Source organism: Rhizobium sp. WSM4643 (genome assembly GCF_025152745.1).
GTDB classification, from domain to species: Bacteria; Pseudomonadota; Alphaproteobacteria; order Rhizobiales; family Rhizobiaceae; genus Rhizobium; species Rhizobium leguminosarum_I.
Genome location: NZ_CP104040.1, coordinates 1 through 26,085 on the forward strand (window position 1 = coordinate 1; position 26,085 = coordinate 26,085).

A 26,085-nucleotide genomic window follows, 5' to 3' on the forward strand; every position below is an offset into this window, starting at 1 on the left:
ATGCAGATGAATACGATGACGACGAGCGGGCTCGACAATGGGGATGCGGCACCGCAGGCGTTCGGCTCCATTCGCCTGGAAGCGGCGGAAGTAAAGGCGGATACGAAGCAGAACGTATTGTTTGAGCGCGTCAGTGCGCGCTTGAAGGCTCAGGTCGGTCAGGATGTCTACGCCAGTTGGTTCGCCAGATTGAAGCTGCATTCGGTATCGAAGAGCGTCGTTCGCCTTTCGGTCCCCACGACCTTCCTGAAGTCGTGGATCAACAATCGTTATCTCGACCTCATCACCGGTCTGTTCCAGGCCGAAGATCCGGAAATTCTGAAAATCGAAGTCCTGGTGCGTACGGCGACGCGCCACGGCACGAAGGCGCTCGATGAGGCGGTCGCGCCGGAACCTGCCGCCCCGACGCAAATGCGCCGCCCGGCAAGCGCTCAGCCGGCCGGTCAGGCTGTCCAGCAAGCGGTTTCGGCTGTTGCCGCCGCAAGGCCCGCAAGCTTTGGCTCGCCGCTCTTCGGCTCGCCGCTCGATAGCCGCTTTACCTTCGACACCTTCGTCGAAGGCAGCTCCAACCGGGTCGCGCTTGCGGCTGCAAAGACGATCGCGGAAGCTGGTCAGGGCGCCGTGCGCTTCAACCCGCTCTTCATCCATTCGGCCGTCGGCCTTGGCAAGACCCACCTGCTGCAGGCGGTCGCCAATGCGGCGGTGCAGAACCCCAGGGCTCTGCGCGTCGTCTATCTGACGGCCGAATATTTCATGTGGCGCTTCGCCACCGCGATCCGCGACAATGATGCGCTGACGCTGAAGGATTCGCTGCGCAACATCGATCTCTTGATCATCGACGACATGCAGTTCCTGCAGGGCAAGATGATCCAGCATGAATTCTGCCATCTCCTGAACATGCTGCTCGACAGCGCCAAACAGGTCGTCGTTGCCGCCGACCGCGCGCCCTGGGAGCTGGAGTCGCTCGACCCCCGCGTCCGCTCGCGCCTGCAGGGCGGTGTCGCGATCGAATTCGACGCGCCGGATTACGAGATGCGTCTCGAAATCCTCAAGCGTCGCCTTGCTGTCGCCCGGCTCGAAGATCCGTCGCTCGAAATTCCAGCCGAACTGCTCCAGCATGTCGCCCGCAACGTCACGGCCAGCGGCCGCGAACTCGAAGGCGCCTTCAACCAGCTGGTCTTCCGCCGCTCGTTCGAGCCGAACCTGTCGATCGAACGCGTCGACGAACTGCTCGCCCATCTGGTCGGCTCCGGCGAGCCCCGCCGTGTACGCATCGAGGATATCCAGCGCATCGTCGCAAGGCACTACAATGTCTCGCGCCAGGAACTGGTCTCGAACCGTCGCACCCGCGTCATCGTCAAGCCGCGCCAGATCGCCATGTATCTGTCGAAGACGCTGACGCCGCGCTCCTTCCCGGAGATCGGCCGCCGTTTCGGCGGGCGCGATCATACGACCGTGCTGCACGCCGTGCGCAAGATCGAAGAGCTGATTTCGGGAGACACCAAGCTTTCGCACGAAGTCGAGCTTCTGAAGCGGCTGATCAACGAATAATCGGCGGTTTTCCAAAAAATCGACGGCCGGAAGCGATTCCGGCCGTTTTCCTTTATAAGTTTTTTATTCTATACCTCCCGCGCATCACGTGCATATCAAAGACTGAAGCGCCAAAACGGCGCGTGGGAGGAATGAATGAGTTTTGAAAAGATCGCCGTTTTCGGCCTGGGCAAGGTCGGACGGCTGGCGGCGACGCTTTTGCATGAAGGCGGCTTCGAGGTCATCGGCGTCGATGCGCAATTGCCGCTGAGCGACGTCCCTTTCAAGTGCCGCACCGGCGATATCTCCGATCTCCAGGTGATCGGCGAACTGCTCTCGAATGTCGAGGCTGTGCTCTCCTGCCTGCCCTACCATCTGAACATCGAGCTGGCGCGCGCCGCCCATCTTGCCGGCATCCATTATTTCGATCTGACCGAAGACGTTCCCACAACCAATTTCATCATCGAGCTGTCGAAGACATCACGCGGCCTGATGGCGCCGCAATGCGGCCTGGCGCCGGGTTTTGTCGGCATCGTCGGCGCAAGCCTGGCCGACGGCTTCGATCGCTGCCGGTCGATCCGCATGCGCGTCGGCGCCCTGCCGCAGCATCCGACTGGACTGCTCGGTTACGCCTTCAATTGGTCGCCCGAAGGCGTCGTCAATGAATATCTGAACGACTGCGAGGTCATCGAGGGCGGCGTGCGCAAGCTTGTCTCGCCGATGGAATGGCACGAGACCGTCTATGTCGGCGGCGTCAAGCTCGAAGCCTTCACGACGTCCGGCGGCCTTGGCACTATGTGCGACACCATGCTCGGCAAGATCGACAATCTCGATTACAAGACCATGCGTTATCCCGGCCATATGGAGCTGATGAATTTCTTCTTCCACGAGCTGTTGATGCGCGACAAGCGCAAGCTCGCCGGCGAGATCCTGACCAATGCCAAGCCGCCGGTCGAAGACGACGTCGTCTATGTCCATGTCGCCGCTGAAGGCACCGAGAATGGCAGCCTGCGCCGCAAGGAGTTCGTGCGCGCCTATTACCCGATCGAGATTGCCGGCGCGCGCCGCACGGCGATCGCCTGGACCACGTCAGCCTCCGTCGTCGCCGTCATCGAGATGGTCCGCGACGGCCTGCTGCCGACGACCGGCTTCCTGCACCAGGAGCATATTCCGTTGGAGATGTTCCTGAAGACGCCGACCGGCAGCCTCTTCAAGGCGGGTGCGACCAGCCACGGCTAAGAAATAGTCTCCGGTGCGGCGGCAATATCAATGCCGCCGCACCGAAAACCAATCCGTCGTATCGGTGTCAGCAGGCGAGATCGGCGACGACCGAATCGAGGATCAGCATGCCGGATGGCGTGCAGCGCAGGCGTGAATTGCCGATCCGCTCGATGAACTTGTGTTCGAGCAGGAATTCCTCGCGCTTCGGATCGAGGTCGCGGCCGGAAAGCTGCTGCCAGCGGGCGAGATCGACGCCTTCCCTGAGCCTCAACCCCATCAGCAGCAGCTCGTCGGACTGTTCCTCGAAGCCGAGCCGCTCCTCGTCGAGAATGCCGTGCCCATCACGCTCGACCATGTCGAGCCAGGCTTCCGGCTTGCGCTCGGTCGCGGTCGCGAGCTTCTCGGGGCCACGCGTCAGCCGGCCGTGGGCGCCTGGGCCGATACCGGCATAATCGCCGTAGCGCCAGTAGGTCAGGTTATGCCGGCTTTCAGCACCCGGCCGGGCATGATTGGAGACCTCATAGGCCGGCATGCCCTCGCGCGCCGTGATCTCCTGCGTCGCCTCGTAGAGCAATGCCGATTGCTCGCCGTCCGGCACGACCAGCTTGCCGGCCTTGTGCAGGCCGTAGAAGGGCGTGCCTTCCTCGATGGTCAGCTGATAGAGCGAAAGATGGTCGACCGCGTAGGAGATCGCCTCCTTCAGTTCCTTTTCCCAGTCCTCGACTGTCTGGTCGGGCCGGGCATAGATCAGGTCGAAGGACATGCGCGGAAAGATGTCGCGCGCCAGCCTTATCGCCTTCAGCGCGTCGGCGACATCATGCAGCCGGCCGAGGAATTTCAGATCCCGGTCGTTCAGCGCCTGCACCCCAAGCGAGACGCGGTTGACGCCGGCTGCTCGGTAGCCGCGGAAACGTTCGGCCTCGACGCTTGAAGGGTTGGCCTCCATGGTGACCTCGATGCCATCTGGCACATGCCAGTGCCGCGCAATGCCATCGAGAATGGCGGAAACCGTTTCCGGCTTCATCAGCGACGGCGTGCCGCCCCCCAGGAAGATGCTTGTCACCGTCTTCGGCCCACTGAGCGACCGGACCGCCGCCATCTCCTTCAGGAAGGCAGATGTAAAACGCTCCTGGTCCACCGGCTGGTGGCGCACATGGCTGTTGAAGTCGCAATAGGGGCACTTCGCCGCGCAGAAGGGCCAATGCACATAGACGCCGAAGCCCGGCTCGCCGGTATCAGGCAGCAGGGCCGCATCGCGCGAGGTGCTTGGCGTATCGAAATTGCCCACAGACCGACTCTATGCCTCCAGGCAGGTTTCGACAAAGAGTTTGAAGGCACGGGCCCGGTGCGACAGCGCTTGCGGCTTGCCGACGTTCCAGCCGTGTTTTTCCTCGCCGCTCATTTCCCCGAAGGTGATGTCGTAGCCCGCAGGCTGGAAGACCGGATCGTAGCCGAAACCCTGCGTGCCGCGCGGCGGCCAGACGACGCTGCCTTCCACCTCACCGCGGAACAGCTCCGTATGCCCATCCGGCCAGGCAAGGCAGAGCACGCTGATGAAACGCGCCCTGCGCTGTTCCGGCTTTGTCGCGCCCGCATCCTGCAGCGCCTTTTCCACCTTCGCCATCGCCATGTCGAAATCGCGCGTGCCGTGAGATGTCTCCGCCCAATTGGCGGTGTAGACACCAGGATCGCCGCCAAGCGCGTCCACCACCAGCCCGGAATCGTCCGAAAGCGCCGGCATGCCTGATGCATTGGCCGAGGCGACCGCCTTGATCGTCGCATTCTCTTCGAAGCTCGTGCCCGTCTCATCCGGTTCGACGAAGTTCAGCTCGGCTGCGGATCTGGCGGTGAAGCCGAGCGGCCCGATCAATTCCTGGATCTCGCGGATCTTGCCGGCATTGTGGCTGGCGACGACGATGGTCTTCGTTTCAAGCTTGCGCATTCAGATATCCTGTTCGATGCCCCAGATTTTAGCCTCCGCGCATTCCAGGCTGTTGCCGGCCGGATCGCGGAAATAGATCGAGCGGCCGCCGTTCGGCCAGCGCACCTCGGATTCGATCGCAACGCCCGCCGCCGACAGCCGTTCGGCCATGGCATCGATATTGCGGCCGGACACCCGGAAACAGGCGTGGCCTTGGCCGTTCGTGCCGTGCGGCGGCACCTGCAGTGCTTCGGGTGCCGGCGGCTTCACCGTTTCCTCGGGATTGAAGATCAACAGAACGCCGGGCCCACAGCGGAAGAAGACATGCCGGTTGGCGGCCCGCGCGATCTTTTCAAGCCCGAGAACGTCTTCGTAAAACGTCTCGGCCTTATCGAGATCCCGCGCATAGAGCGCCGTTTCCAACATGCCTTCCAGCATGGGGTTCATCCTTCGACGGCTTGCTTCTGCAGCGCCACGAGTTCGCCGATGCCGTTTCTGGCCAGCTGCATCAGCGAGGTGAATTCGCCCTCACTGAACGGCGTGCCTTCGGCGGTGCCCTGGATCTCGACGATCCCACCGGTGCCCGTCATGACGAAGTTCGCATCGGTCTCGGCCGAGGAATCCTCGAGGTAATCGAGATCGATCACCGGCTGGCTGGCAAAGATACCGCAGGAAATGGCGGCGACATGATCCTTCAGGACCCGGTCGACCTTGATCATGTTGCGGCTTTCCATCCATTTCAGGCAGTCGTAAAGCGCGATCCAGCCGCCGGTGATCGAGGCGGTCCGCGTGCCGCCATCGGCCTGGATGACGTCGCAATCGAGCGTGATCTGCCGTTCGCCGAGCGCCTGCAGGTCGACGACGGCGCGCAGCGACCGGCCGATCAGCCGCTGGATTTCCTGGGTGCGGCCGCCCTGCTTGCCGGCGGCGGCTTCGCGCTTCATGCGTTCGCCGGTCGCCCGCGGCAGCATGCCGTATTCGGCCGTGACCCAGCCCTTGCCGGAATTGCGCAGCCATGGCGGCGTCTTTTCTTCGAGGCTCGCCGTGCAGAGTACATGCGTATCGCCGAATTTCACCAGGCAGGAGCCTTCCGCATGCTTGGAAAAATTGCGCTCGAACGAGACCTTGCGCATCTGGTCGATTTTTCTGCCTGAAGGCCGCATTCTTATCTCCTGGGGTTTATTTGACCGCTTCTACGATTGGCGGCGCTCATTTGCAAATTCCCTTTTGCCACGGGTGTGAGTTTGACTTACTTTTCGGGAAGTATCATCAGCATGGGTTTGAAAGCTTCATGGGCATCAGGTCGACGTCGGTTTCGGATGCCGTAGCTGCGCTGGACGAGCGCTCCAGGGAAATTTTTCGTCGCATCGTCGAAGGTTACCTGGAAAGCGGCGAGCCGCTCGGTTCGCGCAACCTGTCCCGTATCCTGCCGATGTCGCTGTCGCCGGCCTCGGTGCGCAACGTCATGAGCGATCTCGAAGAGCTCGGCCTGATCTATTCGCCGCATGTCAGCGCCGGCCGGCTGCCGACCCAGATCGGCCTGCGCTTCTTCGTCGATGCCTTCATGCAGGTCGGCGACCTCTCCGCCGAGGAGCGCGCCAACATCGACCGTCAGCTGCGGGCCGAAAGCGGCGGCAATCCCGTTGAATCGATGATGAACGAGGCAAGCCGCATGTTATCGGGCATTTCGCGCGGCGCGGGCCTCGTCATCACCTCGAAAAGCGATCCGGTGCTGAAACATGTCGAGTTCATCCGGCTCGAACCGACAAAGGCGCTGGCCGTGCTCGTCGGCGATCATGATCAGGTGGAAAACCGCATTATCGAGCTGCCGGCGGGCGTCACGTCCTCGCAGCTGACGGAGGCGGCGAATTTTCTCAATGCCCATATGTCCGGCCAGACCCTGCCGGAGCTCCGCAAACAATTGAGCCGCCTGAAGGACGACGTCCGTCACGAGCTCGATGCCCTGTCGCGCGATCTGGTCGAGCGCGGCATTGCTGTCTGGGCTGGGAGCCCGGATGAGGGGAAGCCGACGCAGCTGATCATCCGCGGCCGCGCCAACCTGCTCGAAGGCCTCGCCGGCGCCGACGATCTCGACCGGCTGCGGCTGCTGTTTGATGATCTCGAGAAGAAGGACAGCCTGATCGAGATCCTCAATCTCGCCGAAAGCGGTCCGGGTGTGCGCATCTTCATCGGTTCGGAAAACAAGCTCTTCTCGCTGTCCGGCTCATCGCTCATCGTCGCACCCTATCGTGACGACGACGATCGCATCGTCGGTGCCGTCGGGGTCATCGGCCCGACGCGGCTCAATTATTCCCGCATCGTGCCGATGGTGGACTATACAGCCCAGCTCGTCTCCCGCCTTTCGCGCAATCAGCTTTGATGCGCGGCAATCAGTCACGCGGAATTTTCGCTTCTTTGTCACGCAGACTTGATTTTTTTCGGTCAAACCTCGATATCGGGCGCATCTGAAGACACCAACCGGAGACCGTCATGACCGATGACACGACGAAAAACGGACCTGACGCAACTGCGGCCGATGCCGCAGCCGACGCTGCCGCCTACGTCGAGAACGAAACTGCGCAGCAAGAGCCCGCCCAGCCGGACCCGATCGAGCTTCTGAAAGCCGAAAACGGCGAACTGCGCGACCGCTATTTGCGCCTTGCTGCCGAGATGGACAATCTGCGCCGGCGCACCGAGCGCGAGGTAAAGGATGCCAAGTCCTATTCCGTCGCCGGCTTTGCTCGTGACATGCTCGCCGTCTCGGACAATCTGCGCCGCGCGCTCGATGCCATCCCTCCGGAGACCAAGGCTGCCGCCGATGCCGGCCTGAGCACGCTGATCGAGGGTGTCGAGATGACCGAGCGCGCCATGCTGTCGGCTCTCGAGCGCCACGGCGTTCGCAAGCTTGAGCCGGTTGGCCAGAAGTTCGATCCGAATTTCCATCAGGCAATGTTCGAGGTGCCGAACCCCGACGTGCCGAACAATACGGTCGTGCAGGTCGTGCAGGCGGGCTTCTCCATCGGCGAGCGCGTGCTGCGCCCGGCCATGGTCGGCGTCGCCAAGGGCGGCCCGAAGCCGACCGAAGCCGAAACCAACTCCGTCTTCGACGAGAAAGACGCCTGATATCCCTTCCTTCTGCTCGTGCAGAAGGGAAAGCCGAAGCGTTAGATGCGGGCGAAGCGTTCGATCAGCAGATCGAAAAAGCCATCCGCATCGACATGGCGCATGACCTTGGCGTTGCGCTTGCGCTCGGTCACATGCCACCAGTCGACGACCGTCATGCCGACGGTGAGTTCGGACTGGACCTCGATCTCGACATTGCAGTCGCGGCCCTGGAAAAGTTCCGGCTTCAGCAGATAGGCGACAACGGTCGGGTCGTGCAGCGGCCCGCCGTCGGAACCGTATTTCTCGATGTCGAAGCGTTCGAAGAATTCCAGCATCTCGACCATGGCCTTTGCCGGCGCCGTGCCGATCTCGGCCATGCGTTTCACCCGGTCCTTGCGGGTCAGCAATTGATGCGTCACATCAAGCGGCATCATCACGATCGGAACGCCTGAGCGGAAGACGATGTCGGCCGCCTCCGGATCGACATAGATGTTGAATTCGGCCGCCGGCGTGATGTTGCCGCCCTCGAAGAAGCCCCCGCCCATCATCACCAGTTCGCGGATGCGGGGGACGATGTCGGGCGCCTTCTGAAAGGCCATGCCGATATTGGTGAGCGGCCCGAGCGTGCACAGCGTCACCATGCCTTCCGGCTCGCGGCGGAACGTCTCGATGATGAAGTCGACGGCGTGGCCAGGCTGCAGCGCCATCGTCGGCTCGCTGAGTTCCGGACCGTCGAGGCCGGTCTTGCCGTGCACATGTTCGGCCGTCACCAGCTTGCGGGCGATCGGTGCGTCGGCGCCGACGAAAACCTTGGTCTCCGTCCGGCCGCAGAGTTCGCAGACGATGCGCGCATTGCGGCTGGTGAGCGGAAGCGGCACGTTGCCGGCGACCGTCGTGATCCCCAGCACCTCCAACTCATCGGGACTGCCGAAGGCCAGCATGATGGCGGCCGCGTCGTCCTGGCCAGGATCCGTGTCGATGATGATCTTTCTTGCGCTTGCCATTCCGATGGTTCCATCCTCGCACTGCGTGTTACCGGGCATGCACCGATTTCTTCACGTCCCGTCACAAATCAGCACAATCCGCGCGGGCATGTTTTGATGCGAGGCAGCAGCCGGTTTGTCAAGGAAAGAGCCTGACGTCAGCTTAAAATTGAGAAGGTGGCGCCGACACGCAGCACCCCATGCCTTGCAGCGCCGGGCTCTTGTCCCCATATTAGCGGCATCCGGATGCTGCACTGAAGGTCCGGGATGGTCGCTTGCGCCAAGGACTTGAAAAGAGATGAGCCGCATTACCCCTTTCGCCAGCCCGCTGCTTCTGGGCTTCGATGCCATGGAAAAGACGCTGGAGCGCATTTCCAAGACGAGCGACGGATATCCGCCTTATAATATCGAACGCATCGGCGCCGACAGCGGCGCGCCGGAGCGTCTGCGCATCACCCTTGCCGTGGCTGGCTTCAGCGAGGAGGAACTTGATGTCTCCATTGAGGAGAACCAGCTTCTGATCCGCGGCCGCCAGGTCGAACAGGGCGAGCGGGACTATCTCTATCGCGGTATCGCCGCCCGCCAGTTCCAGCGTACCTTCGTTCTTGCCGACGGCATGCAGGTGCTGGGTGCGGCCCTGAAGAACGGGCTGCTCTCCGTCGATCTAATTCGCCCGGAACCTGCGCGCATGGTCAAGAAAATTAACATTTCGGTCTCACAGTAGCACAACGGTTTGTCGAACCGTTGGTCCCTTCTCCCGGAGGAACAGGAATGTTGATGAAAGAAGCCACGTCTCACTTGACCAAATCCGAGCTTGCCCACATCGGCAACGGCGAGGTCGCCTATATCAGAAAAATGCGGACCGATGAGGTCGCCAAGTGCTTTCCCGAGGCGCCGGATATCGATCCGACCGTCGATCTCTGGGCGCTCTTCGGCGCCGACGGCACGCCCATCCTGCTGACGGATAATCGCTCCAGCACCTTCTTCAAGGCTGCCGAGGACGAATTGAAGACGGTCAGCCTGCACTGACCGTCAAGACCGTCTGCTCCGTTTCACTGCTTGCGGTGCACGGTCGCTCTATTCGATTTCGCTGCGATCGGGACGGATGTCGCGACATATGCGCGTAGCCGTCTTCCGGCGCCGTACCTGCGATGACGTTGAAAATTCCAGGATCCGGTAGCAACTGAATGAATCGAACTCATTGAAGATGCCGACCTCTCATCGGGAACTAAGCACTCTGGCCAAGAAATTATGGGCAAGCTACGCTTGGCATTCTTGTGCCGCTGAGCAGATTTTCCTGATTTGAATCCTGACAAGCCCAAGGGTTGTCCGCTCCGGGCCGAGACCCGTCAGTAGACCAGTTGAGGCGTGATTGAGATCTCCTATCCGTGCCAGGCTCTCTCACCCGAACCGCACCGCCGTTCTCGCGCGCGCCTTTGCCGCTACCTCCTCGCGATCACGAGGAGGTTGGGACGTTTCCATCGAATCGAGCAGCTCGCGGGCGCATGCCGCGATCGAACTGACCGCGCGCTCGAATGCGACCTCATTGCGCTTCGACGGTTTGGTCGTTCCGCTCACCTTCCGTACAAACTGGAGCGCCGCATCGTGGATCTCCTCGTCAGTCGCCGGCGGATCGAAATTGAACAGGGGTTTTATATTTCGGCACATGACTTGCTCCCGGTCATTGTCTCTCTTCTATTTGAGAGGAGGGTGACCAGCACAGAAAATAGTCGCGCGAGCGCTAATGGCAACCGGTCCAACGGCGGGTCTCTCCGCGTCGCAAGGCACGGCGCAGCTCCTCCAGTTCGGTTTTTTTGTCGCTGTCGGCATCAGACCGGCGTCCCAGGCGATTGCTCACGCGAAGAACATCACGGCGCGTTCGCCGACTTGCGGGCAGCCTCAGATCTTCCTGAATGTCAGATAGGCCGAAGACCGGCCCTCGCGCCGCGCCTTGGCCTCGTAGCGTGTGCTCGGCCAGCCCTCATAGGGGGTCAGCCAATCGGCTGCATTGTCGGCCATCCATTCGAAACCGCCATGGTCGCGGCATTTGATCAGTGTCCAGTTCACATAGGTGTCGATGTCGGAGGCGAAGCAGAACAGGCCGCCGGGCTTCAACACGCGATGAAAGCGGCCGAGATTGGTCTTCGAGACGAAGCGCCGTTTCCAGTGCTTCCGCTTCGGCCAGGGGTCGGGATAGAGCAGATCGATTTGATCGAGTGAACCGTCCGGCAGCCAGTCGAGCAGTTGCGTCGCGTCGTCATTATAGACGCGGATATTGGAGGCGCTGGTCTCGCCGATCCGCGACAACAGCTTCTGCATGGAATTGACGAAGGGTTCGACGCCGATGAAGCCGGTCGAAGGCATCTCCAGCGCGCGGTGGATCAGGTGCTCGCCGCCGCCGAAACCGATTTCCAGCCGCAATCTCTCGACCGGGATCGGGAAGAGGGATGATGTCAGCGGCTCCGGGGGAGCCGCCGTCAGATCGATAAGGAACGCCGGAAGCAGACTGTTCAGCGTCTCCGCTTGCTGTTCACGCAGGGCCTTTCCCTTACGGCGACCGAAGAAAGCTTCGGTCGCCCGGCCCCGGCGCTCCATATCCGTCATGCAGCAGCCTTGGTCTTGACGGCTTCCTTGAGCGCCTTCACGAGGTCCGTGCGCTCCCAGGAGAACGAGCCGTCGCGTCCGGCCTTGCGGCCGAAATGGCCATAAGCCGAGGTCTTGGCATAGATCGGCTTGTTGAGGTCGAGATGGCGGCGGATGCCCGACGGCGACAGGTCCATGTTCTGGCGGATTGCGGCTTCGACCTGATCCTCGCTGATGCCATTGCCGGTACCGTGCAGGTCGACATAGATCGACAGCGGCTGAGCAACACCGATGGCGTAGGAGAGTTGGATCGTGCAGCGGTCGGCAAGGCCGGCGGCAACGACGTTCTTGGCAAGATAGCGGGCAGCATAGGCCGCCGAACGGTCGACCTTCGTCGTGTCCTTGCCGGAGAATGCACCGCCGCCATGCGGAGCGGCGCCGCCGTAGGTGTCGACGATGATCTTGCGGCCGGTGAGGCCCGCATCGCCGTCCGGTCCGCCGATGACGAACTTGCCGGTCGGGTTGATGTACCAGTTGCAATCGTCGGCGATCTTCAGCTCGCCGAGCGCTTCGCGGATATAGGGCTCAACGACGGCGCGGACCTTGTTCGAATCCCAGCTCTCGTCGAGATGCTGGGTCGAAAGCACGATCGAGGTTGCTTCCGACGGCTTGCCGTCGACGTAACGCACGGTCACCTGGCTCTTGGCGTCGGGGCCGAGCTTGGCAACTTCTCCGTCGCCCTTCTTGCGGGCAACTGCGAGCAGCTGCAGGATCTTGTGGGAATAATAGATCGGCGCCGGCATCAGGTCCGGCGTTTCGCGGCAGGCATAACCGAACATGATGCCCTGGTCGCCGGCACCCTCGTCGCCCTGCTGGTCGGCGGCGCTGTCGACGCCCTGCGCGATATCGGCCGACTGCGAGTGCAAGAGCACGTCGATCTTTGCCTTCTTCCAGTGGAAGCCGTCCTGCTCGTAGCCGATATCCTTGATGGCGCGGCGGGCGGCGGCCTTGAACTTCGACGGGTTGATGACGTCCTTGCCGTCCTTGTCCTTCTTCATCAGGCTCGGCGGCAGGCGAACTTCGCCGGCGATGACGACGCGGTTGGTCGTCGCCAGCGTCTCGCAGGCAATGCGCACGCCCCACGGATTGACGCCGGTCTTGGCCGCTTCGCGGTAGACCAGATCGACGATCTCGTCGGAGATGCGGTCACAGACTTTGTCCGGATGACCTTCGGCAACAGATTCGCTGGTAAAGAGATAATTCGCGCGCATTTCGGGATTCCCCTCAAAGAATAAAAGCCAGCTAGTAGGTACTCAGTTCGAGGGCCGATGACAAGCGCAGAAGGACATAAATATATCTTTATATCTGTGGCAAAGTGACAAATTTTGCCCCAAAAACGCAAAAAAGGCGGCCTTTCGACCGCCTTTCGAATTCTGCACCGGTCTTGGTTCAGTCGGCGTCGGCTTCAGCCGCCAAGGCTTTCACCAGCTCCACGACCTTGCGGCGAACCTTGGGATCGGAAATCTTGACGAAGGCGCGGTTGAGCTGCAGTCCTTCCGAGGAAGACAGGAAATCGACGACGTAATTCGAGCTGGAGGCTTCCATGCCGCCGCCGCCGGCAGAATGTTCGCCGGGCGCGTCCTCGAAGAAAAACGACACCGGAACATTGAGGATGTTCGAGATGTTCTGCAGACGGCTTGCGCCGACGCGGTTGGTGCCCTTTTCGTATTTCTGGATCTGCTGGAAGGTGATGCCAAGGCTTTCGCCAAGCTTTTCCTGGCTCATGCCCAGCATCGTACGACGGAGGCGAATACGGCTGCCAACATGGATGTCGATCGGATTCGGCTTCTTTTTGTTTTCAATCATGGTCGTGCCCTAGCTAAGAATTTCAACCTGTTTCTAACCGGCATGCCCCAGATCCATCCCAAAACGCCACGTTGCAAGAGGTGAGGAACCCACCTTCGAACATACGTTAAGAACGCCGATTGTCATCACTATGCAATTTTAGGGGTTTTTGGTCAATTCAACCCGGAAATAAAACCCCTGCGAGAAATTAGCGCAATCAGAATCAGCAACGCCTCGGTCAACCAGAAGTATGTTTGCTGGGGGTATGTCGTTCCGAGTCCCGCGCCGATGCTATCGAGCGTTGCATCGATGAAGCCGGTTTCCCCAAGATCGAGGCCCGCAATAATTTCCCCATGGGCGTTCACCAGCGCTGAAATGCCGCTATTGGCATCACGAATCAGCGGCATGCCGGTTTCAACAGCCCGTACTCGCGCCTGCTGGAAATGCTGGTAGGGGCCGGGCGTCGCGCCGAACCAGGCGTCATTGGTGATATTGAGGATCGCGTTGGCGTCTTTGATGTCGCCGGTCATTTCGTCGGGGAAAATGATCTCGTAGCAGATCAGCGGATAGAGATTGAGGCCGCCGGGCAGCGTCAGCAGGTGCCGGCTTGCCGCGGCCGAAAATCCTCCCGGTATTTCGACGACGTTCTGGATGCCGAATTCGGTGAGCACGTCCTCGAAGGGCAGGTATTCGCCGAAAGGCACCAGATGCATCTTGTCGGAGGCGCCGATGATCTGGCCGCGGCCGTCGATCACGTAGATGGAATTATAATAGCGCGTCGGAATGCCCGGTCCCATCTCCTCGGCGCGGACGGCGCCGGCGATCAGCACCTGGTTGTCATCGAGCGTATCGGCGATCCGCGTCAGCGCATCCTGGTTGTCGGTCAGGATGAAGGGGATCGAGGTTTCCGGCCAGACGATGATATCGGGTTTGCGTCCGCCATTTTTCGGTGCTTCAGCCGAAAGCTTCAGATGCGTCTCGAAGATCGCGGCGCGGTCGGCGTCGTTGTCCATCTTCGCCGCCTGGTCGATCGCCGGCTGCACCAACCGCACCACCGGCCGCTTGTCCTCCGGCAATGTGTCCGGCCGGGGCGCGAGATAGAGAGCATAAGCGCCATAACCGAGATGGGCGGCAAAGAGCAGGACGGCGAGCGCGATTCCCGGCCGCGCGCCTTGCCGCGTCCCGGCAAGGGCAGGCGCAGAAAAGACGAAGACGGCGAGGGCCGTCACCCCCGTCGCCCCGATCACATGCGCCGACTGCATCATCAGCGGAACCGGCATCATGCCGTAGCCGATGGCGTTCCAGGGAAAGCCGGTGAGGATCACGCTTCGAAGCCACTCCATCAGCCCGAAGCCTGCCGCAAGCGCGGCGATCCGCCCCATGCCATCAGACCAGACGATGCGGGCAAGGGCGGCCGCCAGCCCGTAGAAGATCGCAAGACAGGCCGGCAGGCCGAGGATTGCCAGCGGCAGCGCCCACGCGAATTCTTCCTGATCGACCAGCAGCGCATGGCCGAGCCACCAGAGGCCGGCGACGAAATAGCCGAAGCCGAACAGCCAGCCGGTGGTGAACGCCGGCCACAGCCTGCCGATCAGGCCGCTCTCAGGCGAAGCCGCCGCCCCGTCGATCAGCCAGACAAGCAGCGTGAAGGAAACGAACATTGCCGCGAAAAAGCCAAAGGGCGGCAGCGCCAGAACCGCGAATGCCCCGGCGGCGATGGTCAGCAGCGACCGTTTGAAACCCCAGACGAGGATAGCCCTGTCCGCAAGCCGCTCCATGCGCACTCCCATCAAACCGCGAATCAACCCATCCGCAGTCTTTCAAAAAAGCGGCTCTTTGTCCCGTTAGGTCCTGTTAGTTGGCGGTCGATTCCGCCGGCCGGTCTTCGCCGGCCTCGGAGCCGGGAGCGATGTCGCCATCCGTCTTGGCGCGGCGGCGAACCGCGTGGCGCTTGCGGGTAATGCGCAGCCGTTTGATGCGGCGCGGATCGGCGTCGAGGATGTGGAATTCGAAGCCCGGCAGTGCCTGGACGACTTCGCCGCGCACCGGAATGCGGCCGAGCGCCGAGAAGATCAGGCCGCCCAGCGTATCGACCTCGTCGACCTGCTCGCTGATGTCGAAATCCGGTCCGATCGCTGCGGCGATCTCTTCCAGTTCGACGCGGGCGTCGGCGATGAAGACGTCTTCGGCGACCCGCTTGAACATCACTTCGTCATCGTCATGTTCGTCGTCGATGTCGCCGACCACCATCTCGACGATGTCTTCATGCGAGGCAAGCCCGTCGGTGCCGCCATATTCGTCGATGACGAGCGCCATCTGCGTGCGGTTCACCTGCATCCGGCGCAACAGGTCGGACGCCAGCATCGACGGCGGCACGAACAGGATCTTGCGGATGATGCCGGCCTCGGCCAGCGTCTTTTGCAGGTCGACGCGGGCGAGATCGAAATTCTGCTTGGCCGAACGCGTGGTCTTCTGGATGTTTTCGGGCGCAACCTCGATCGCCGGCAAGACAGCGGCCGGTTTCGTCGGGCCGCGGCGTTTGTTGCGCGCCTGCTTGGCGATATAGGAGAGCAGATCGCGGATATGCACCATGCCGCGCGGATCGTCGAGCGTATCGGCATAGACAGGCATGCGCGAGCGGCCGGATTCCTCGAAGAGGATCATCAACTCGCCGATGGTGATGTTCTGGTCGACCGCCTCGATATCGGCGCGCGGCACCATCACGTCGGCGACGCGCACTTCGCGAAAGCGCAGGATGTTGTTGAGCATCGCCCGTTCGTCGGGCGAAAAGGCGTCGTCGCCGGCCGCATCGGTCATCAGCGCGTCGGCGAGATCCTCGCGCAGTCGCGAGCCCTGCTGCGGGCGAAGGATGCGCGCGGCGCGCGACCAGAAGGATTGGGATCGGCCGGATGGCCGACTACTACTGCCTGCCTCGTCCGAAGAGGAGGATGGCTCGGAGTCCTTGGCGTCTGCCGCCGGCTTCGTCGTAAAGTCGCTCATGGTTCCATTTTAAGGTCTTGACCCTCGTAAGGATCAGATAGGCCGAGCTGCGCCAAAATGCGAGTCTCCAGCCCCTCCATAATTTCGGCTTCGGTACTATTCATATGATCGTAGCCGAGAAGATGCAAGAAACCGTGCACCAGAAGATGGGTCAGGTGGTCGTCGAAGCTCTTTTCGAGCTCGGTCGCTTCCCGCTCCACCGTCTCCCGGGCGATGATGATGTCGCCGAGCATCGGACCGGGCATCTTGCCGGGCCGAACCGGAAAGGCGGGAAAGGAGAGCACGTTGGTCGCCTTGTCCTTGCCGCGCCATTCGGCGTTGATGTCCTGGATCGAGGCATCGTCGGTAAAGACAAGCGAAACCTCGGGCGGCATCGTCGGGAAGGGCTGCTTCTCGCTGTCGCGGAGATAGATTGCCGCGGCACTGAGCACGCGTTCGCAAAACGACTGCAGCGTTTCTTCGCCGGGCCAGCCGATGTCCTCGACGCTGATCTGGATATCGAGTTCGGCCATTAGTCCTGCCGGCTGACGTCTTCGGTTTCGACGGCATAGGTGGAATCATAGGCCCTGACGATGCGCCCGACCAGCGGATGGCGGACGACGTCGGTATCCTTGAAGCGCACGATCGAGATGCCCTCGACGCCGTTCAGAAGCTGCAAGGCCTCGACGAGGCCGGATTTGACGCCGCGTGGCAGGTCGATCTGGCTCGGGTCGCCGGTAACGATCATGCGCGCATTCTCGCCGAGACGCGTCAGGAACATCTTCATCTGCATAGATGTCGTGTTTTGCGCTTCGTCGAGGATGATGGCGGCGTTGGCGAGCGTGCGGCCGCGCATGAAGGCGAGCGGCGCGATTTCGATGACGCCGGCAGTGATCGCCCGGTCGACCTTGTCGGCGGGGATCATGTCGTAGAGTGCGTCATAGAGCGGGCGAAGATAGGGATCGACCTTTTCCTTCATGTCACCGGGCAGGAAGCCGAGGCGCTCGCCGGCCTCGACCGCCGGACGCGACAGGATGATCTTTTCGACCGCACCGCGCTCCAGCAACTGGGCGGCATGCGCGACGGCAAGATAGGTCTTGCCGGTGCCGGCCGGGCCAACGCCGAAGACGAGCTCGGCGCGTTCCAGCGCCCTGATATAGGCGTCCTGCGTCGGCGTGCGGGCGATGATCGTCTTCTTGCGTGTCGAAACCTGCGCCATCGTCAGCTTGGCCTTGCGTTCCATTGTGGGAAGGCTGAGCTGGTCGTCGGCGGCGACCGCCATGCGGATTGCTCCCTCGACGTCGGATCGTTCCACGCTGCCGCCTTTCTGAAGTTTTTCATAGAGATAGTCGAGCGTGCGCCGCGCCTGATTGGTGGTCACGACATCGCCTGTGATGACGACGGAATTGCCGCGCGCCCGCGCATCGATATTGAGCCGTTGCTCGAGTAGCTTGAGGTTCTGGTCGAATTGCCCGAACAGCTCGCTGGCGAACCGGTTGTTCTCGAACGTCAGGACGAAGTGATTGGTGTCGCTCGGCGTGCGGGGGTGGCGCGGTGAAGAAGAAACCAGTTCTTGTCCGTTCAAGCGGTCGGGCTCCTTAGGTTAAACCGCAGCCTCTGCGCGTTCGGCAAACAGGCTGTTTGTTCCGGTTCCGGTGATTCGCACTTTAATAATGTCACCGATTTGCGATGCTTTTGCATCAACATTCACTGATTGAAGCCAGGGAGAACGTCCGATTAGTTGTTCCGGCATGCGACCGGGCTTTTCGAGCAACAGGTCGATCTCCTTGCCGATGCAGGATTCGGCAAATTCCTGCTGCTGCTTCAGGAGAAGCATTTGCAGGCGTTCCAGCCGTTCTGCCTTGATTTTTTCCGGCACCTGGTCCTTCAGTTCCGCGCCGGGTGTGCCCGGCCGTGTCGAGTATTTGAACGAGAAGGCCTGTGCATAACGGACCTCCTCCACAAGCCTTAGTGTATCCTCAAAATCCTTATCTGTCTCCCCCGGAAAGCCGGTGATGAAATCGCCCGACAGGGCGATGTCAGGCCGCACCGTGCGGATGCGCTCGATCAACGCCAGATATTCGGCCGCCGTGTGACGCCGGTTCATTGCTTTCAGGATGCGGTCCGAGCCCGATTGCACCGGCAGATGCAGATAGGGCATCAGCGCCCGGAGGTCGCGATGAGCGTTGATCAGCCGGTCGTCCATGTCGCGCGGGTGGCTTGTGGTATAGCGCAGCCGCGCAAGGCCGGGGATTTCGGCCAGGCGATAAAGCAAGTCGCCGAGGCTCCATGCCTCGCCTTGGCTCCCGGCGCCGTGCCAGGCATTGACGTTCTGCCCGAGCAGGGTGATCTCGCGCACCCCGCTGTCGGCGAGCTTTTCGGCTTCCTCGACGATCTGGGAAACCGGCCGCGACACTTCCGAGCCGCGTGTATAGGGCACGACGCAGAAGGTGCAGAACTTGTCGCAGCCCTCCTGCACCGTCAGGAAGGCGGTGACGCCACGGGCGCGGATCTTTCGGCTCTCGGCGATCGGCAGATGCTCGAACTTGTCCTCAATCGCATATTCCGTATCGACGACGCGCTGGCCTTGTTTGGCCCGGCGCAGCGCCTCCGGCAGGCGGTGGTAGGTCTGCGGGCCGATGACGACGTCGACGGCGGGTGCGCGGCGCAAGATCTCCTCGCCTTCGGCCTGGGCGACACAGCCGGCAACGCCGATCATCATCTCCCGTCCGTCAGCCGCCTTCTTCTTTTTCATCTCGCGCAGCCGTCCGAGCGCCGAATAGACCTTCTCGGCTGCTTTTTCACGGATATGGCAGGTGTTGAGCAGAACGAGGTCCGCCTCTTCCATATCTTCCGTCGGCTCATAACCGTCGCGGGCGAGCGCATCGCTCATGCGCATGGAATCGTAGACGTTCATCTGGCAACCATAGGTCTTGATGAAGACCTTGCGGTTGTTGCTGCCATCGCGGGGTGTCGATTCCGGGGCCTGGAGAAGGGCGCTGTCCTGTGTCATGGCGCGCTATTTAGTGGTTTTTGCCGCCGGAGAAAATCGAAATCTTGTTTCAGGAGATTTCCCGCCCGCGCAGGCGGCTGTTCAGGAGGTTGCGGATGCGCAAGGCGATCGTCGCGCTCACTTCCTTGCGGCTGGTATCGGCGCGGTAATCCACCGCCTCGCCGAAGGAAACCTCGGCGTCGATGGCGCCGCAGCGAACGATGTCGATGAGATGCGGCAGCAGCTCGATATCACCCGGCCAGGCGGCGAGCGGCCGATGATAACGCCCCATGGCGATGCCGTGCACCCTGGTATAGGCAACCGCGACCGGCTGCACCACGACCGTCCCCGTCGGCGAATAAGGCACGGCCATCGCGGCGGCGCCGAACAGCGAGGACTTGACCTCCAGCACCCGGTTGCCGTCCGAGGTCGTGCCCTCGGGAAAGAGCACGACGATCTCACCGTCGGCCATGCGTCCGGCGATCTCGTTTGCCTGATGACCGGTCTTGCGCCGTTCCTCGCGCACCACGAAGACGCTCTTCTGCAGCTTGGCGAGCGTGCCGAAGATCGGCCAGTCGCGCACCTCGATCTTGGCGATGAAGACGACGTCGGCAACGGCCGACAGCACCATGATGTCAAGCCAGGAGGAATGGTTGGAACAGAGCATCAGCGGCCGGCGGTCTTCCAGCTTGCCGCTCACGCGGACGCGAATGCCGAGACAATAGCAGACGACACGGTGCCAGGCGCGCGGAAGCCGGCGGCGTAGCCGCCAGTCGAACCGCAGCGCCAGGATCTGCAGCGGCATGAGCATGAGGCTGACGGCAAGGATGACGACCGCGGCGAAGGCGATGCGCAGCCAGGCGATCAAATGCTGGTCTCCCGGGCTGCCATCGCTTCAGAGATCTTCTTTTTTCAGCGGAACGCCGTAGAGCTCCAGACGGTGGTCGACCAGCCGGAAGCCGTGCTCGCGGGCGATGCGCTCCTGCAGCGCCTCGATCTCCGGCGAGCGGAATTCGATGACCGTGCCGGTCTTCAGGTCGATGAGGTGGTCGTGATGCTCTTCCGGCACCGTTTCGTAGCGCGAGCGCCCGTCGCGGAAGTCATGCCGGGCGATAATGCCGGCATCCTCGAACAGTTTCACGGTGCGATAGACGGTCGAGATCGAGATCTTCGCATCGACCTTCACCGAGCGGCGGTAGAGTTCTTCGACGTCGGGATGGTCTTCCGACTCTTCCAGGATGCGCGCGATCACCCGGCGCTGCTCGGTCATGCGCATGCCGCGTTCGGTGCAAAGCTCCTCAAGGGTCTTGGCTACATCGGTCATCGCCCGCCTATAGAGATATTCATGTTTCGACAACGCCGCACGGCATTTGCGCCGGCCTGCAGGTCATCTCGCTGCCAGGGAACTACCGAAGAACGCGCTTCATGACAAGCGCCGTGGAGAGGGCGCCGTTTTCCTGTCTGTAGTAACCCTGGCGTTCGCCGACCTTTTCGAAGCCGAGCTTGCGGTAGAGGCCAAGTGCTGCCGTATTGCCGTTGTCGACCTCGAGAAACATGCTCTCGCCGCCGCGCGCGCGTGCTTCCCGCATCGCCGCCTGCATCAGCCGCCAGCCCAGTCCGGCGCGAGCGACCTTCGCCTGCACGGCAATCGTCAGGATCTCCGCCTCGCCGGCAACATGGCGGGCGAGGATGAACCCCGGAAGCGGCTTTTTCAGGATGGCATTGGTCTGGCGCGCAACGAAGCCGAACACGGTGTCCTGCATCAGCAGGCCGTGAAATTCACCGTCGCCCCAGGGGCGGGCAAACCGCTCGCCGTGCAGGAGGGCGACATCGCGGCAATCCTCACGCTCCATGGCGATGATCTCGAATTCCGGTTTCAGCGTCAGATAGGATTCCAGCATCGTCATACTCGTCGCGTAATCGCATACCCGGCCTGCGGCTTGGCATCGGGTCCGCGCAGATAGAGGGGTTTCGGCTTTCCGGCATCGGGGGAGGCGGCAGCGCCCAGGCGCGCCACCACAGAGATCGGGAACCTGTTGGTGTGATCGCCGAGGGCGTCGGCCTTGAGGAGGGGCGTCGCCGAACCGGTGATCTCGCCGTCGAAGCCGGCGGCAAAAGCCTGCGCTTCAGCAATGCTGACCGCCCTTGGCGCGTCGAGGGACGAACCGTCGGCTGCGAAGGACTGGAGGTAGATTTCGTCCCGCTTGGCATCCATCGCCGCCAGCACGGCGCGATGAGGCGTCTTGTCGCGCTGGGCTGATGCCATGACTTCGAGCGTGGTGATGCCGACGGCGGGAACATTGAGGGAGAGCGCAAAACCGCGGGCTGCGGCAACGCCGACGCGGATGCCGGTAAAGGAGCCGGGACCGATGGTGACGGCAAGGCGGTCGATATGAGAAAGCGCCAGTCCCGCCTGGTTCAGCGCGCGATCGACGATACCAATCAGATGTTCAGCATGCCCCTTGCCGATCATGTCCGATGCCTCCCCCAGCACCGTATCCCTGCCGCTGTCATAGACGGCGGCAGCGCAGTCCACACCCGCCGTGTCGAGCGCCAGAATGATCATGCCATCAATTTCCGAATAAACCAGTGTCGCCTATCGATAAATCCGTTCGGCCGAACCTGAGATGAACGGCGGGACGAATTCAAGATTTTTAAGCGGCAATCACTTCCTGCACTTCCGGAACGAAATGGCGCAGCAGGTTCTGCACGCCGTGCTTCAGCGTTGCCGTCGAAGACGGGCAGCCGGCGCAGGAGCCCTTCATGTTCAGGTAGACCTTGCCGTCCTTGAAGCCGCGGAAGGTGATGTCGCCGCCGTCCTGGGCAACGGCCGGGCGCACGCGGGTCTCCAGAAGCTCCTTGATGGTCAGCACGATCGATTCATCGCCTTCGTCGAAGAATTCGTCGCCGGCATCGGCGTCTTCGGAAAGGATGGAGGCATCGCCCATGACCGGCTTGCCGGACATGAAGTGCTCCATGATCGAGCCTAAGATAGCCGGCTTAAGATGCTGCCAGTCGGCATTGTCCTTGGAGACGGAAATGAAATCATAGCCGAAATAGACGCCGGTGACGCCTGATATTTCGAACAGGCGGGCAGCGAGCGGAGAGGCTTGAGCCTCCTCGGTGCTGCGGAACTCGGCCGTGCCGTTTTCCATCACCACCTTGCCCGGCAGGAACTTCTGCGTGGCGGGGTTCGGCGTGGCTTCGGTCTGAATGAACATCTGGTTCTCCATGCGGCCGGCCCAGGGCCTCGGCCGTCTTTAGAATTCTTCAAAAGAAGATAAGCCGATTGACGGCTCTAATCAAGAGACTTGTACTCAAGAAATGCGGGGACGGTACGATTTCAGGCCCGGTCGGCCTGAAACTAGAATCCTGTTCTAATGTAAAGAGTTAGAGCATGATGTCGTCCGAAACCGCTCGCATGTTTCGTTAGCAGAGGGCGTCGATTTCCTCGTTGGTCAGCGTATCCGGCAGCACGGTGACCGGGATCGGAAACGCCGCCGCGCGGCCGGCGACCGAGGAGACCAGCGGCCCTGGACCTTCCTTTGCCGAACCCGCAGCCAGAACCAGGATCGCCACATCGCGGTCTTCCTCGATCACGGCATTGATCTGTTCGGCAGCACCGCCCTCGCGGATGACGACCTCAGGCTCGATGCCGATCGTCTCGCGCACGATCTGGGCGATCTTGGCAACCACCGCCTCGGCCTCTTCGCGCGCTTCGGCCCGCATGATCTCTTCGACGCCGAGCCATTGCTGGAAATCTCCATCGGGGATCACGTAGAGCAGCACCAGCCCGCCATTGGAATTCTTCGCGCGCCGGCCGGCATAATGAACGGCGCGTTGGCATTCCGGTGTGCCGTCGATTACCGCCATGAATTTGCGGCGGTGACCTTCGAGCCGTGAGAGTCGCTTCGATACCATGGCGCGGACTCTGACACCCGAAGCGGAAAATTTGCAAGTCCAGTTTTTCCGCTTCCCCCCGCGACAGGGAGAAGGGGGATCACTCTCAATAGAGGAAGCCGATGACGTCGCGCACCTGGCGCATCGTCACCTCGGCGCGCGCTCTTGCGCGCTCGCCACCCTTGCGCAGGATCGCGTCGATATGGCTGGTATCGTCCATCAGCCGGCGCATCTCGCCGGTGATCGGCGCGAGTACGTTGATCGCCAGGTCGACCAGCGCCGGCTTGAAGACGGAGAATTGCTGGCCGCCGAATTCGGCAAGCACGTCCGCCTTCGACTTGTCGGCGAGTGCGGCATAGATCGCCACCAGATTGTCGGCTTCCGGACGGCCCTGCAGCCCGTCGATCTCGCTCGGCAAGCCGTCCGGATCGGTCTTGGCTTTGCGGATCTTCTTCGAGATCGCGTCCTCGTCGTCCATCAGGTTGATGCGCGAGAGGTCGGAAGGGTCCGACTTCGACATTTTCTTGGTGCCGTCGCGCAGCGACATGACACGCGGCGCCGGTCCGCCGATCAGCGGCTCGACCATCGGGAAATAGGCATGCACCGGCTCGTTGCCGACGGTGATATCGACGCCGTATCCGGTCCTGCTGATATGCTCGGCATAGTCGAGGTTGAACTTCATCGCGATGTCGCGGGCAAGCTCCAGATGCTGCTTCTGGTCCTCACCAACAGGCACATGGGTGGCGCGATAGACGAGAATGTCGGCAGCCATCAGACTTGGATAGGCGTAAAGGCCGAGCGAGGCCTGTTCACGGTCCTTGCCGGCCTTGTCCTTGAACTGCGTCATCCGGTTCATCCAGCCCATGCGGGCGACGCAGTTGAAGATCCAGGCGAGTTCGGCATGCTGCGGCACGGCCGACTGATTGAAGACGATATGCTTTTCCGGATCGATGCCGGCGGCGATGAAGGCAGCCGCGATCGAGCGCGTCTGGCTCGGCATGTCCTCGTGCACGAGTTGGGCGGTGAGCGCATGCATGTCGACGACGCAATAGATGCAGTCGTTGCCTTCCTGCAGCGCCACGAACCGGCGGATCGCGCCGAGATAATTGCCGAGATGCAGATTGCCGGTCGGCTGTACGCCGGAGAATACGAGTTTCTTGAATTCGTTCATGTCGTCCTCAATAGGCTGGTGGAGGGCCCACGCTGTCATGGTTTAAATTGCTGCAGAATGCAGCAGGGCTTTTCGCCCATATTGCTAACGCCGCGGCTTATGCACGGGCAACCGGTCGCAATCAAGGGGGTCAGGCGGCAGTGTGCTGGATCAGATCGAAAGTGTTGCCGTAGGGATCCGCAAAGACGGCCACCGTGCCGTAAACCTCGTGACGCGGCTCTTCCAGAAAGCGTATGCCGGCCGCCAGCATGGCGGCATGGTCGCGGGCGAAATCGTCGGTCTTCAGAAAGAAGCCGACACGCCCGCCGGTCTGATTGCCGATGGCCGCGCGCTGCGTCTCGTCTGCCGCCTGCGCCAGCAGAAAAGCGGCGCCGTCCCCACCCCTTGGCTTCACCACCACCCAGCGCTTGCCCTCCGGCTGCGGCCCGTCCTGAAGGCAGTCGAAACCGAGGCCGTCGCAATAGAAGGCCTTGGCGCGGTCGTAGTCGTCGACGACGAGAGTGACGAGGAAAAGAGATTGGATCATCATGTGTTGCCTCGCGTTTGAGATGTTTATTCCAGTTTTGAGCGGCGATATCCCGGTTTTTAAGCCGAATTGATCAACCGTTTTACTCATAATGGAGTATAAAATTTCACAAAAAAGCTTTTTTTGAACTGAGAATCCGCCGCTTGGCACCGGCGCCGATGGGTTGCTGCGATAGCCGATCGGAGGGACCATGCAGAACGCAACTTTGCTCGCCATGGCAGGCCTTTTCGCCCTACAATCAGCAACCGGTGCCGTCGGTCAAGACATGAAAAGGCATGCCGTTCATCTTCCAAAACATCAGGCACGCCTCGCCTACACGGTCCAGACTGTCAGCGTTCGTGCCGGCTGCTTTCCCGAGCGCCTGCGAACGGTCCTGTCGTATATTGCTGCGAAGACCGGCCGCCGCCCGGTGATAACCTCGGGCCACAGGCCGCATCCCCGCCGCCACGGGTCCCTGCACGGGACATGTCTGGCGGCCGATTTCAGGATGCCCGGCCTGTCGGAACGCACCATCATATCAGCCGCAAGAAGCGCGCCGGGCATAGGCGGCATCGGCAGCTATTGCAACGGCATCATCCATGTCGACGTCGGACCGAAGCGACGATGGGTGGATTGCTAGAGGATCCATCCGGCCGCCTCTTCCCGTTCCGGTTTATCCTATCCATTGCAGCCATCATGATATCGGCCAATTGAACGGGCGAGGCTCGCAGTGCGGGCCAAGGCAATGGGGAGGCGTCGACACGCACCGAAACTCCCCTCACCAACAAAATCTAAGACTTAGCCTTCGGCTAAGATCTTGATTTTGTATCCTCTCCCACAGGGGGAGAGGTATTTCGAGGCGAGCGCCGGCGTTTCCCCTCTCCCCTTGTGGGAGAGGAAGCAATTTCAACATCTTAGCTTCAGCTAAGTGTTAGAAATTGCAGGTGAGGGGGGGCATACCCTATCGTCGAGCGCGATGCAGGGAGGGACGCGATGCGCCACATACCGCCGCCGATCAATCGAAGCCGTGCCAAGGCGATGCGGAAGGATTCGACGCGCGCGGAAAATATGTTGTGGCAGGTCATTCGAGATCGGAAACTCGAAGGTTTCAAGTTCAGACGACAGGTGCCTCTGGGGCGCTACATTCTCGACTTTGTTTGCTTCGAAGCTAAGATCATTATCGAAGTCGACGGCTCGCAGCATGCGGAGAACGCAGCCGACACAGTTCGCGACGATCATTTCAAGGCCGAAGGCTTCCGTATCCTTCGCTTTTGGAACGATGAAGTCGAAAACAGCCTCGATTTCGTCTGCGCTTCCATCCTGCCGCTACTTCGAAATCGAGGCGAATAA

At 61.5% G+C, this 26,085-nt stretch carries 30 protein-coding genes; 8 read left to right on the top strand and 22 right to left on the bottom strand.

Annotated features, from left to right (window positions below):
- Positions 1-1,551 (top strand): chromosomal replication initiator protein DnaA, encoded by a 1,551-nt coding sequence (gene dnaA / locus N1937_RS00005; RefSeq protein ID WP_017966712.1) that lies wholly within the window; start codon positions 1-3, stop codon positions 1,549-1,551.
- Positions 1,552-1,686: 135 nt separating this feature from the next.
- Entirely contained in the window at positions 1,687-2,769 is a 1,083-nt protein-coding gene (locus N1937_RS00010; RefSeq protein WP_260057151.1) for a saccharopine dehydrogenase family protein, read from the top strand.
- Positions 2,770-2,836: 67 nt separating this feature from the next.
- Here the strand turns inward: N1937_RS00010 and hemW are convergent, their stop codons facing one another.
- The 4 genes from hemW to rph are packed head-to-tail and all read right to left on the bottom strand — an operon-like array spanning position 2,837 to position 5,835.
- Positions 2,837-4,039, bottom strand: coding sequence for a radical SAM family heme chaperone HemW (gene hemW / locus N1937_RS00015; RefSeq protein WP_260057152.1), 1,203 nt, complete (start codon positions 4,037-4,039; stop codon positions 2,837-2,839).
- Between the two features lie 9 nt (positions 4,040-4,048).
- On the bottom strand, positions 4,049-4,693 hold the full coding sequence (gene rdgB / locus N1937_RS00020; protein WP_170257376.1) for an RdgB/HAM1 family non-canonical purine NTP pyrophosphatase: 645 nt from the start codon (positions 4,691-4,693) through the stop codon (positions 4,049-4,051).
- Positions 4,694-5,119 (bottom strand): VOC family protein, encoded by a 426-nt coding sequence (locus N1937_RS00025; protein WP_170277313.1) that lies wholly within the window; start codon positions 5,117-5,119, stop codon positions 4,694-4,696.
- Positions 5,116-5,835, bottom strand: coding sequence for a ribonuclease PH (rph, locus tag N1937_RS00030; protein ID WP_007633796.1), 720 nt, complete (start codon positions 5,833-5,835; stop codon positions 5,116-5,118). The genes N1937_RS00025 and rph overlap by 4 nt, the downstream gene beginning before the upstream one ends.
- A 128-nt stretch (positions 5,836-5,963) precedes the next feature.
- Between rph and hrcA the strand changes: the two genes are divergently transcribed.
- Together hrcA and grpE are read left to right on the top strand one after the other, a co-directional pair.
- Entirely contained in the window at positions 5,964-7,052 is a 1,089-nt protein-coding gene (gene hrcA / locus N1937_RS00035; RefSeq protein ID WP_017966717.1) for a heat-inducible transcriptional repressor HrcA, read from the top strand.
- A 110-nt stretch (positions 7,053-7,162) separates the two neighbouring features.
- Entirely contained in the window at positions 7,163-7,795 is a 633-nt protein-coding gene (gene grpE, locus N1937_RS00040; RefSeq protein WP_017966718.1) for a nucleotide exchange factor GrpE, read from the top strand.
- A gap of 41 nt (positions 7,796-7,836) precedes the next feature.
- Here grpE and N1937_RS00045 read toward each other — a convergent pair whose 3' ends face one another.
- Complete coding sequence (locus N1937_RS00045; protein WP_260057153.1) at positions 7,837-8,781, bottom strand: nucleoside hydrolase; 945 nt, start codon at positions 8,779-8,781, stop codon at positions 7,837-7,839.
- 277 nt (positions 8,782-9,058) lie between these two features.
- On the opposite strand from N1937_RS00045, the gene N1937_RS00050 reads away from it, so the two are divergent.
- Complete coding sequence (locus N1937_RS00050) at positions 9,059-9,484, top strand: Hsp20 family protein (protein ID WP_017966720.1); 426 nt, start codon at positions 9,059-9,061, stop codon at positions 9,482-9,484.
- A gap of 47 nt (positions 9,485-9,531) precedes the next feature.
- Positions 9,532-9,789, top strand: coding sequence for a DUF1150 family protein (locus tag N1937_RS00055; protein WP_003556039.1), 258 nt, complete (start codon positions 9,532-9,534; stop codon positions 9,787-9,789).
- Between the two features lie 372 nt (positions 9,790-10,161).
- Here N1937_RS00055 and N1937_RS00060 read toward each other — a convergent pair whose 3' ends face one another.
- From N1937_RS00060 to N1937_RS00140, 17 genes are all read right to left on the bottom strand, one after another.
- Positions 10,162-10,428, bottom strand: coding sequence for a DUF2277 domain-containing protein (locus N1937_RS00060; protein WP_162115414.1), 267 nt, complete (start codon positions 10,426-10,428; stop codon positions 10,162-10,164).
- A gap of 231 nt (positions 10,429-10,659) precedes the next feature.
- Positions 10,660-11,364, bottom strand: coding sequence for a tRNA (guanine(46)-N(7))-methyltransferase TrmB (gene trmB / locus N1937_RS00065; protein ID WP_170257379.1), 705 nt, complete (start codon positions 11,362-11,364; stop codon positions 10,660-10,662).
- Complete coding sequence (metK, locus tag N1937_RS00070) at positions 11,361-12,614, bottom strand: methionine adenosyltransferase (RefSeq protein ID WP_017966724.1); 1,254 nt, start codon at positions 12,612-12,614, stop codon at positions 11,361-11,363. The genes trmB and metK overlap by 4 nt, the downstream gene beginning before the upstream one ends.
- A 178-nt stretch (positions 12,615-12,792) precedes the next feature.
- The gene (locus N1937_RS00075) at positions 12,793-13,209 is read right to left on the bottom strand and encodes a helix-turn-helix domain-containing protein (RefSeq protein ID WP_017966725.1); all 417 of its coding nucleotides are present in this window, start codon (positions 13,207-13,209) and stop codon (positions 12,793-12,795) included.
- A gap of 152 nt (positions 13,210-13,361) precedes the next feature.
- The gene (gene lnt, locus N1937_RS00080; RefSeq protein WP_260057154.1) at positions 13,362-14,966 is read right to left on the bottom strand and encodes an apolipoprotein N-acyltransferase; all 1,605 of its coding nucleotides are present in this window, start codon (positions 14,964-14,966) and stop codon (positions 13,362-13,364) included.
- A 76-nt stretch (positions 14,967-15,042) separates the two neighbouring features.
- Positions 15,043-16,188, bottom strand: a complete 1,146-nt coding sequence (locus N1937_RS00085; RefSeq protein ID WP_162115411.1) for a hemolysin family protein — start codon at positions 16,186-16,188, stop codon at positions 15,043-15,045.
- Positions 16,185-16,700, bottom strand: coding sequence for an rRNA maturation RNase YbeY (gene ybeY, locus N1937_RS00090; RefSeq protein WP_017966728.1), 516 nt, complete (start codon positions 16,698-16,700; stop codon positions 16,185-16,187). Before ybeY ends, N1937_RS00085 begins: the two co-directional genes overlap by 4 nt.
- A complete protein-coding gene (locus N1937_RS00095; RefSeq protein ID WP_017966729.1) occupies positions 16,700-17,752 on the bottom strand; it encodes a PhoH family protein in 1,053 nt (350 codons plus the stop codon). The genes ybeY and N1937_RS00095 overlap by 1 nt, the downstream gene beginning before the upstream one ends.
- Positions 17,753-17,770: 18 nt before the next feature.
- On the bottom strand, positions 17,771-19,180 hold the full coding sequence (gene miaB / locus N1937_RS00100; RefSeq protein WP_017966730.1) for a tRNA (N6-isopentenyl adenosine(37)-C2)-methylthiotransferase MiaB: 1,410 nt from the start codon (positions 19,178-19,180) through the stop codon (positions 17,771-17,773).
- Between the two features lie 49 nt (positions 19,181-19,229).
- Positions 19,230-20,027 (bottom strand): lysophospholipid acyltransferase family protein, encoded by a 798-nt coding sequence (locus N1937_RS00105; RefSeq protein ID WP_260057155.1) that lies wholly within the window; start codon positions 20,025-20,027, stop codon positions 19,230-19,232.
- A 27-nt stretch (positions 20,028-20,054) separates the two neighbouring features.
- Positions 20,055-20,483: a Fur family transcriptional regulator gene (locus N1937_RS00110; protein WP_017966732.1), complete on the bottom strand. Its 429-nt coding sequence runs from the start codon at positions 20,481-20,483 to the stop codon at positions 20,055-20,057.
- A gap of 82 nt (positions 20,484-20,565) precedes the next feature.
- Entirely contained in the window at positions 20,566-21,066 is a 501-nt protein-coding gene (locus tag N1937_RS00115; protein WP_017966733.1) for a GNAT family N-acetyltransferase, read from the bottom strand.
- Entirely contained in the window at positions 21,063-21,725 is a 663-nt protein-coding gene (tsaB, locus tag N1937_RS00120; protein ID WP_260057156.1) for a tRNA (adenosine(37)-N6)-threonylcarbamoyltransferase complex dimerization subunit type 1 TsaB, read from the bottom strand. Before tsaB ends, N1937_RS00115 begins: the two co-directional genes overlap by 4 nt.
- Before the next feature lie 88 nt (positions 21,726-21,813).
- Positions 21,814-22,380 (bottom strand): NifU family protein, encoded by a 567-nt coding sequence (locus tag N1937_RS00125; RefSeq protein ID WP_012755783.1) that lies wholly within the window; start codon positions 22,378-22,380, stop codon positions 21,814-21,816.
- A gap of 208 nt (positions 22,381-22,588) precedes the next feature.
- Positions 22,589-23,080, bottom strand: coding sequence for a universal stress protein (locus N1937_RS00130; RefSeq protein ID WP_003544884.1), 492 nt, complete (start codon positions 23,078-23,080; stop codon positions 22,589-22,591).
- 85 nt (positions 23,081-23,165) lie between these two features.
- Entirely contained in the window at positions 23,166-24,230 is a 1,065-nt protein-coding gene (trpS, locus tag N1937_RS00135; protein ID WP_017966736.1) for a tryptophan--tRNA ligase, read from the bottom strand.
- A gap of 130 nt (positions 24,231-24,360) precedes the next feature.
- The gene (locus N1937_RS00140; RefSeq protein ID WP_170260410.1) at positions 24,361-24,759 is read right to left on the bottom strand and encodes a VOC family protein; all 399 of its coding nucleotides are present in this window, start codon (positions 24,757-24,759) and stop codon (positions 24,361-24,363) included.
- A 187-nt stretch (positions 24,760-24,946) separates the two neighbouring features.
- Between N1937_RS00140 and N1937_RS00145 the strand changes: the two genes are divergently transcribed.
- Both N1937_RS00145 and N1937_RS00150 read left to right on the top strand, forming a co-directional pair.
- Positions 24,947-25,375 carry a YcbK family protein gene (locus tag N1937_RS00145; protein ID WP_260057157.1) on the top strand — a complete coding sequence of 143 codons (429 nt, stop codon included), beginning with the start codon at positions 24,947-24,949 and terminating at the stop codon, positions 25,373-25,375.
- Between the two features lie 353 nt (positions 25,376-25,728).
- Entirely contained in the window at positions 25,729-26,085 is a 357-nt protein-coding gene (locus N1937_RS00150) for an endonuclease domain-containing protein (RefSeq protein ID WP_260057158.1), read from the top strand.

Bases quoted from the DNA above. Each gene is read 5' to 3' on its own strand.
- N1937_RS00010 (WP_260057151.1), top strand. From the start codon at position 1,687: ATGAGTTTTGAAAAGATCGCCGTTTTCGGCCTGGGCAAGGTCGGACGG.
- N1937_RS00045 (WP_260057153.1), bottom strand. From the start codon at position 8,781: ATGGCAAGCGCAAGAAAGATCATCATCGACACGGATCCTGGCCAGGAC.
- miaB (WP_017966730.1), bottom strand. From the start codon at position 19,180: ATGACACAGGACAGCGCCCTTCTCCAGGCCCCGGAATCGACACCCCGC.
- N1937_RS00140 (WP_170260410.1), bottom strand. From the start codon at position 24,759: ATGATGATCCAATCTCTTTTCCTCGTCACTCTCGTCGTCGACGACTAC.
- N1937_RS00115 (WP_017966733.1), bottom strand. From the start codon at position 21,066: ATGACGATGCTGGAATCCTATCTGACGCTGAAACCGGAATTCGAGATC.
- N1937_RS00085 (WP_162115411.1), bottom strand. From the start codon at position 16,188: ATGAGCGACTTTACGACGAAGCCGGCGGCAGACGCCAAGGACTCCGAG.
- rph (WP_007633796.1), bottom strand. From the start codon at position 5,835: ATGCGGCCTTCAGGCAGAAAAATCGACCAGATGCGCAAGGTCTCGTTC.
- metK (WP_017966724.1), bottom strand. From the start codon at position 12,614: ATGCGCGCGAATTATCTCTTTACCAGCGAATCTGTTGCCGAAGGTCAT.
- hrcA (WP_017966717.1), top strand. From the start codon at position 5,964: ATGGGCATCAGGTCGACGTCGGTTTCGGATGCCGTAGCTGCGCTGGAC.
- tsaB (WP_260057156.1), bottom strand. From the start codon at position 21,725: ATGATCATTCTGGCGCTCGACACGGCGGGTGTGGACTGCGCTGCCGCC.
- rdgB (WP_170257376.1), bottom strand. From the start codon at position 4,693: ATGCGCAAGCTTGAAACGAAGACCATCGTCGTCGCCAGCCACAATGCC.
- N1937_RS00075 (WP_017966725.1), bottom strand. From the start codon at position 13,209: ATGATTGAAAACAAAAAGAAGCCGAATCCGATCGACATCCATGTTGGC.
- N1937_RS00125 (WP_012755783.1), bottom strand. From the start codon at position 22,380: ATGTTCATTCAGACCGAAGCCACGCCGAACCCCGCCACGCAGAAGTTC.
- dnaA (WP_017966712.1), top strand. From the start codon at position 1: ATGCAGATGAATACGATGACGACGAGCGGGCTCGACAATGGGGATGCG.
- lnt (WP_260057154.1), bottom strand. From the start codon at position 14,966: ATGGAGCGGCTTGCGGACAGGGCTATCCTCGTCTGGGGTTTCAAACGG.
- N1937_RS00130 (WP_003544884.1), bottom strand. From the start codon at position 23,080: ATGGTATCGAAGCGACTCTCACGGCTCGAAGGTCACCGCCGCAAATTC.
- N1937_RS00055 (WP_003556039.1), top strand. From the start codon at position 9,532: ATGTTGATGAAAGAAGCCACGTCTCACTTGACCAAATCCGAGCTTGCC.
- N1937_RS00060 (WP_162115414.1), bottom strand. From the start codon at position 10,428: ATGTGCCGAAATATAAAACCCCTGTTCAATTTCGATCCGCCGGCGACT.
- grpE (WP_017966718.1), top strand. From the start codon at position 7,163: ATGACCGATGACACGACGAAAAACGGACCTGACGCAACTGCGGCCGAT.
- N1937_RS00025 (WP_170277313.1), bottom strand. From the start codon at position 5,119: ATGAACCCCATGCTGGAAGGCATGTTGGAAACGGCGCTCTATGCGCGG.
- N1937_RS00150 (WP_260057158.1), top strand. From the start codon at position 25,729: ATGCGCCACATACCGCCGCCGATCAATCGAAGCCGTGCCAAGGCGATG.
- trmB (WP_170257379.1), bottom strand. From the start codon at position 11,364: ATGACGGATATGGAGCGCCGGGGCCGGGCGACCGAAGCTTTCTTCGGT.
- N1937_RS00145 (WP_260057157.1), top strand. From the start codon at position 24,947: ATGCAGAACGCAACTTTGCTCGCCATGGCAGGCCTTTTCGCCCTACAA.
- N1937_RS00050 (WP_017966720.1), top strand. From the start codon at position 9,059: ATGAGCCGCATTACCCCTTTCGCCAGCCCGCTGCTTCTGGGCTTCGAT.
- N1937_RS00110 (WP_017966732.1), bottom strand. From the start codon at position 20,483: ATGACCGATGTAGCCAAGACCCTTGAGGAGCTTTGCACCGAACGCGGC.
- trpS (WP_017966736.1), bottom strand. From the start codon at position 24,230: ATGAACGAATTCAAGAAACTCGTATTCTCCGGCGTACAGCCGACCGGC.
- ybeY (WP_017966728.1), bottom strand. From the start codon at position 16,700: ATGGCCGAACTCGATATCCAGATCAGCGTCGAGGACATCGGCTGGCCC.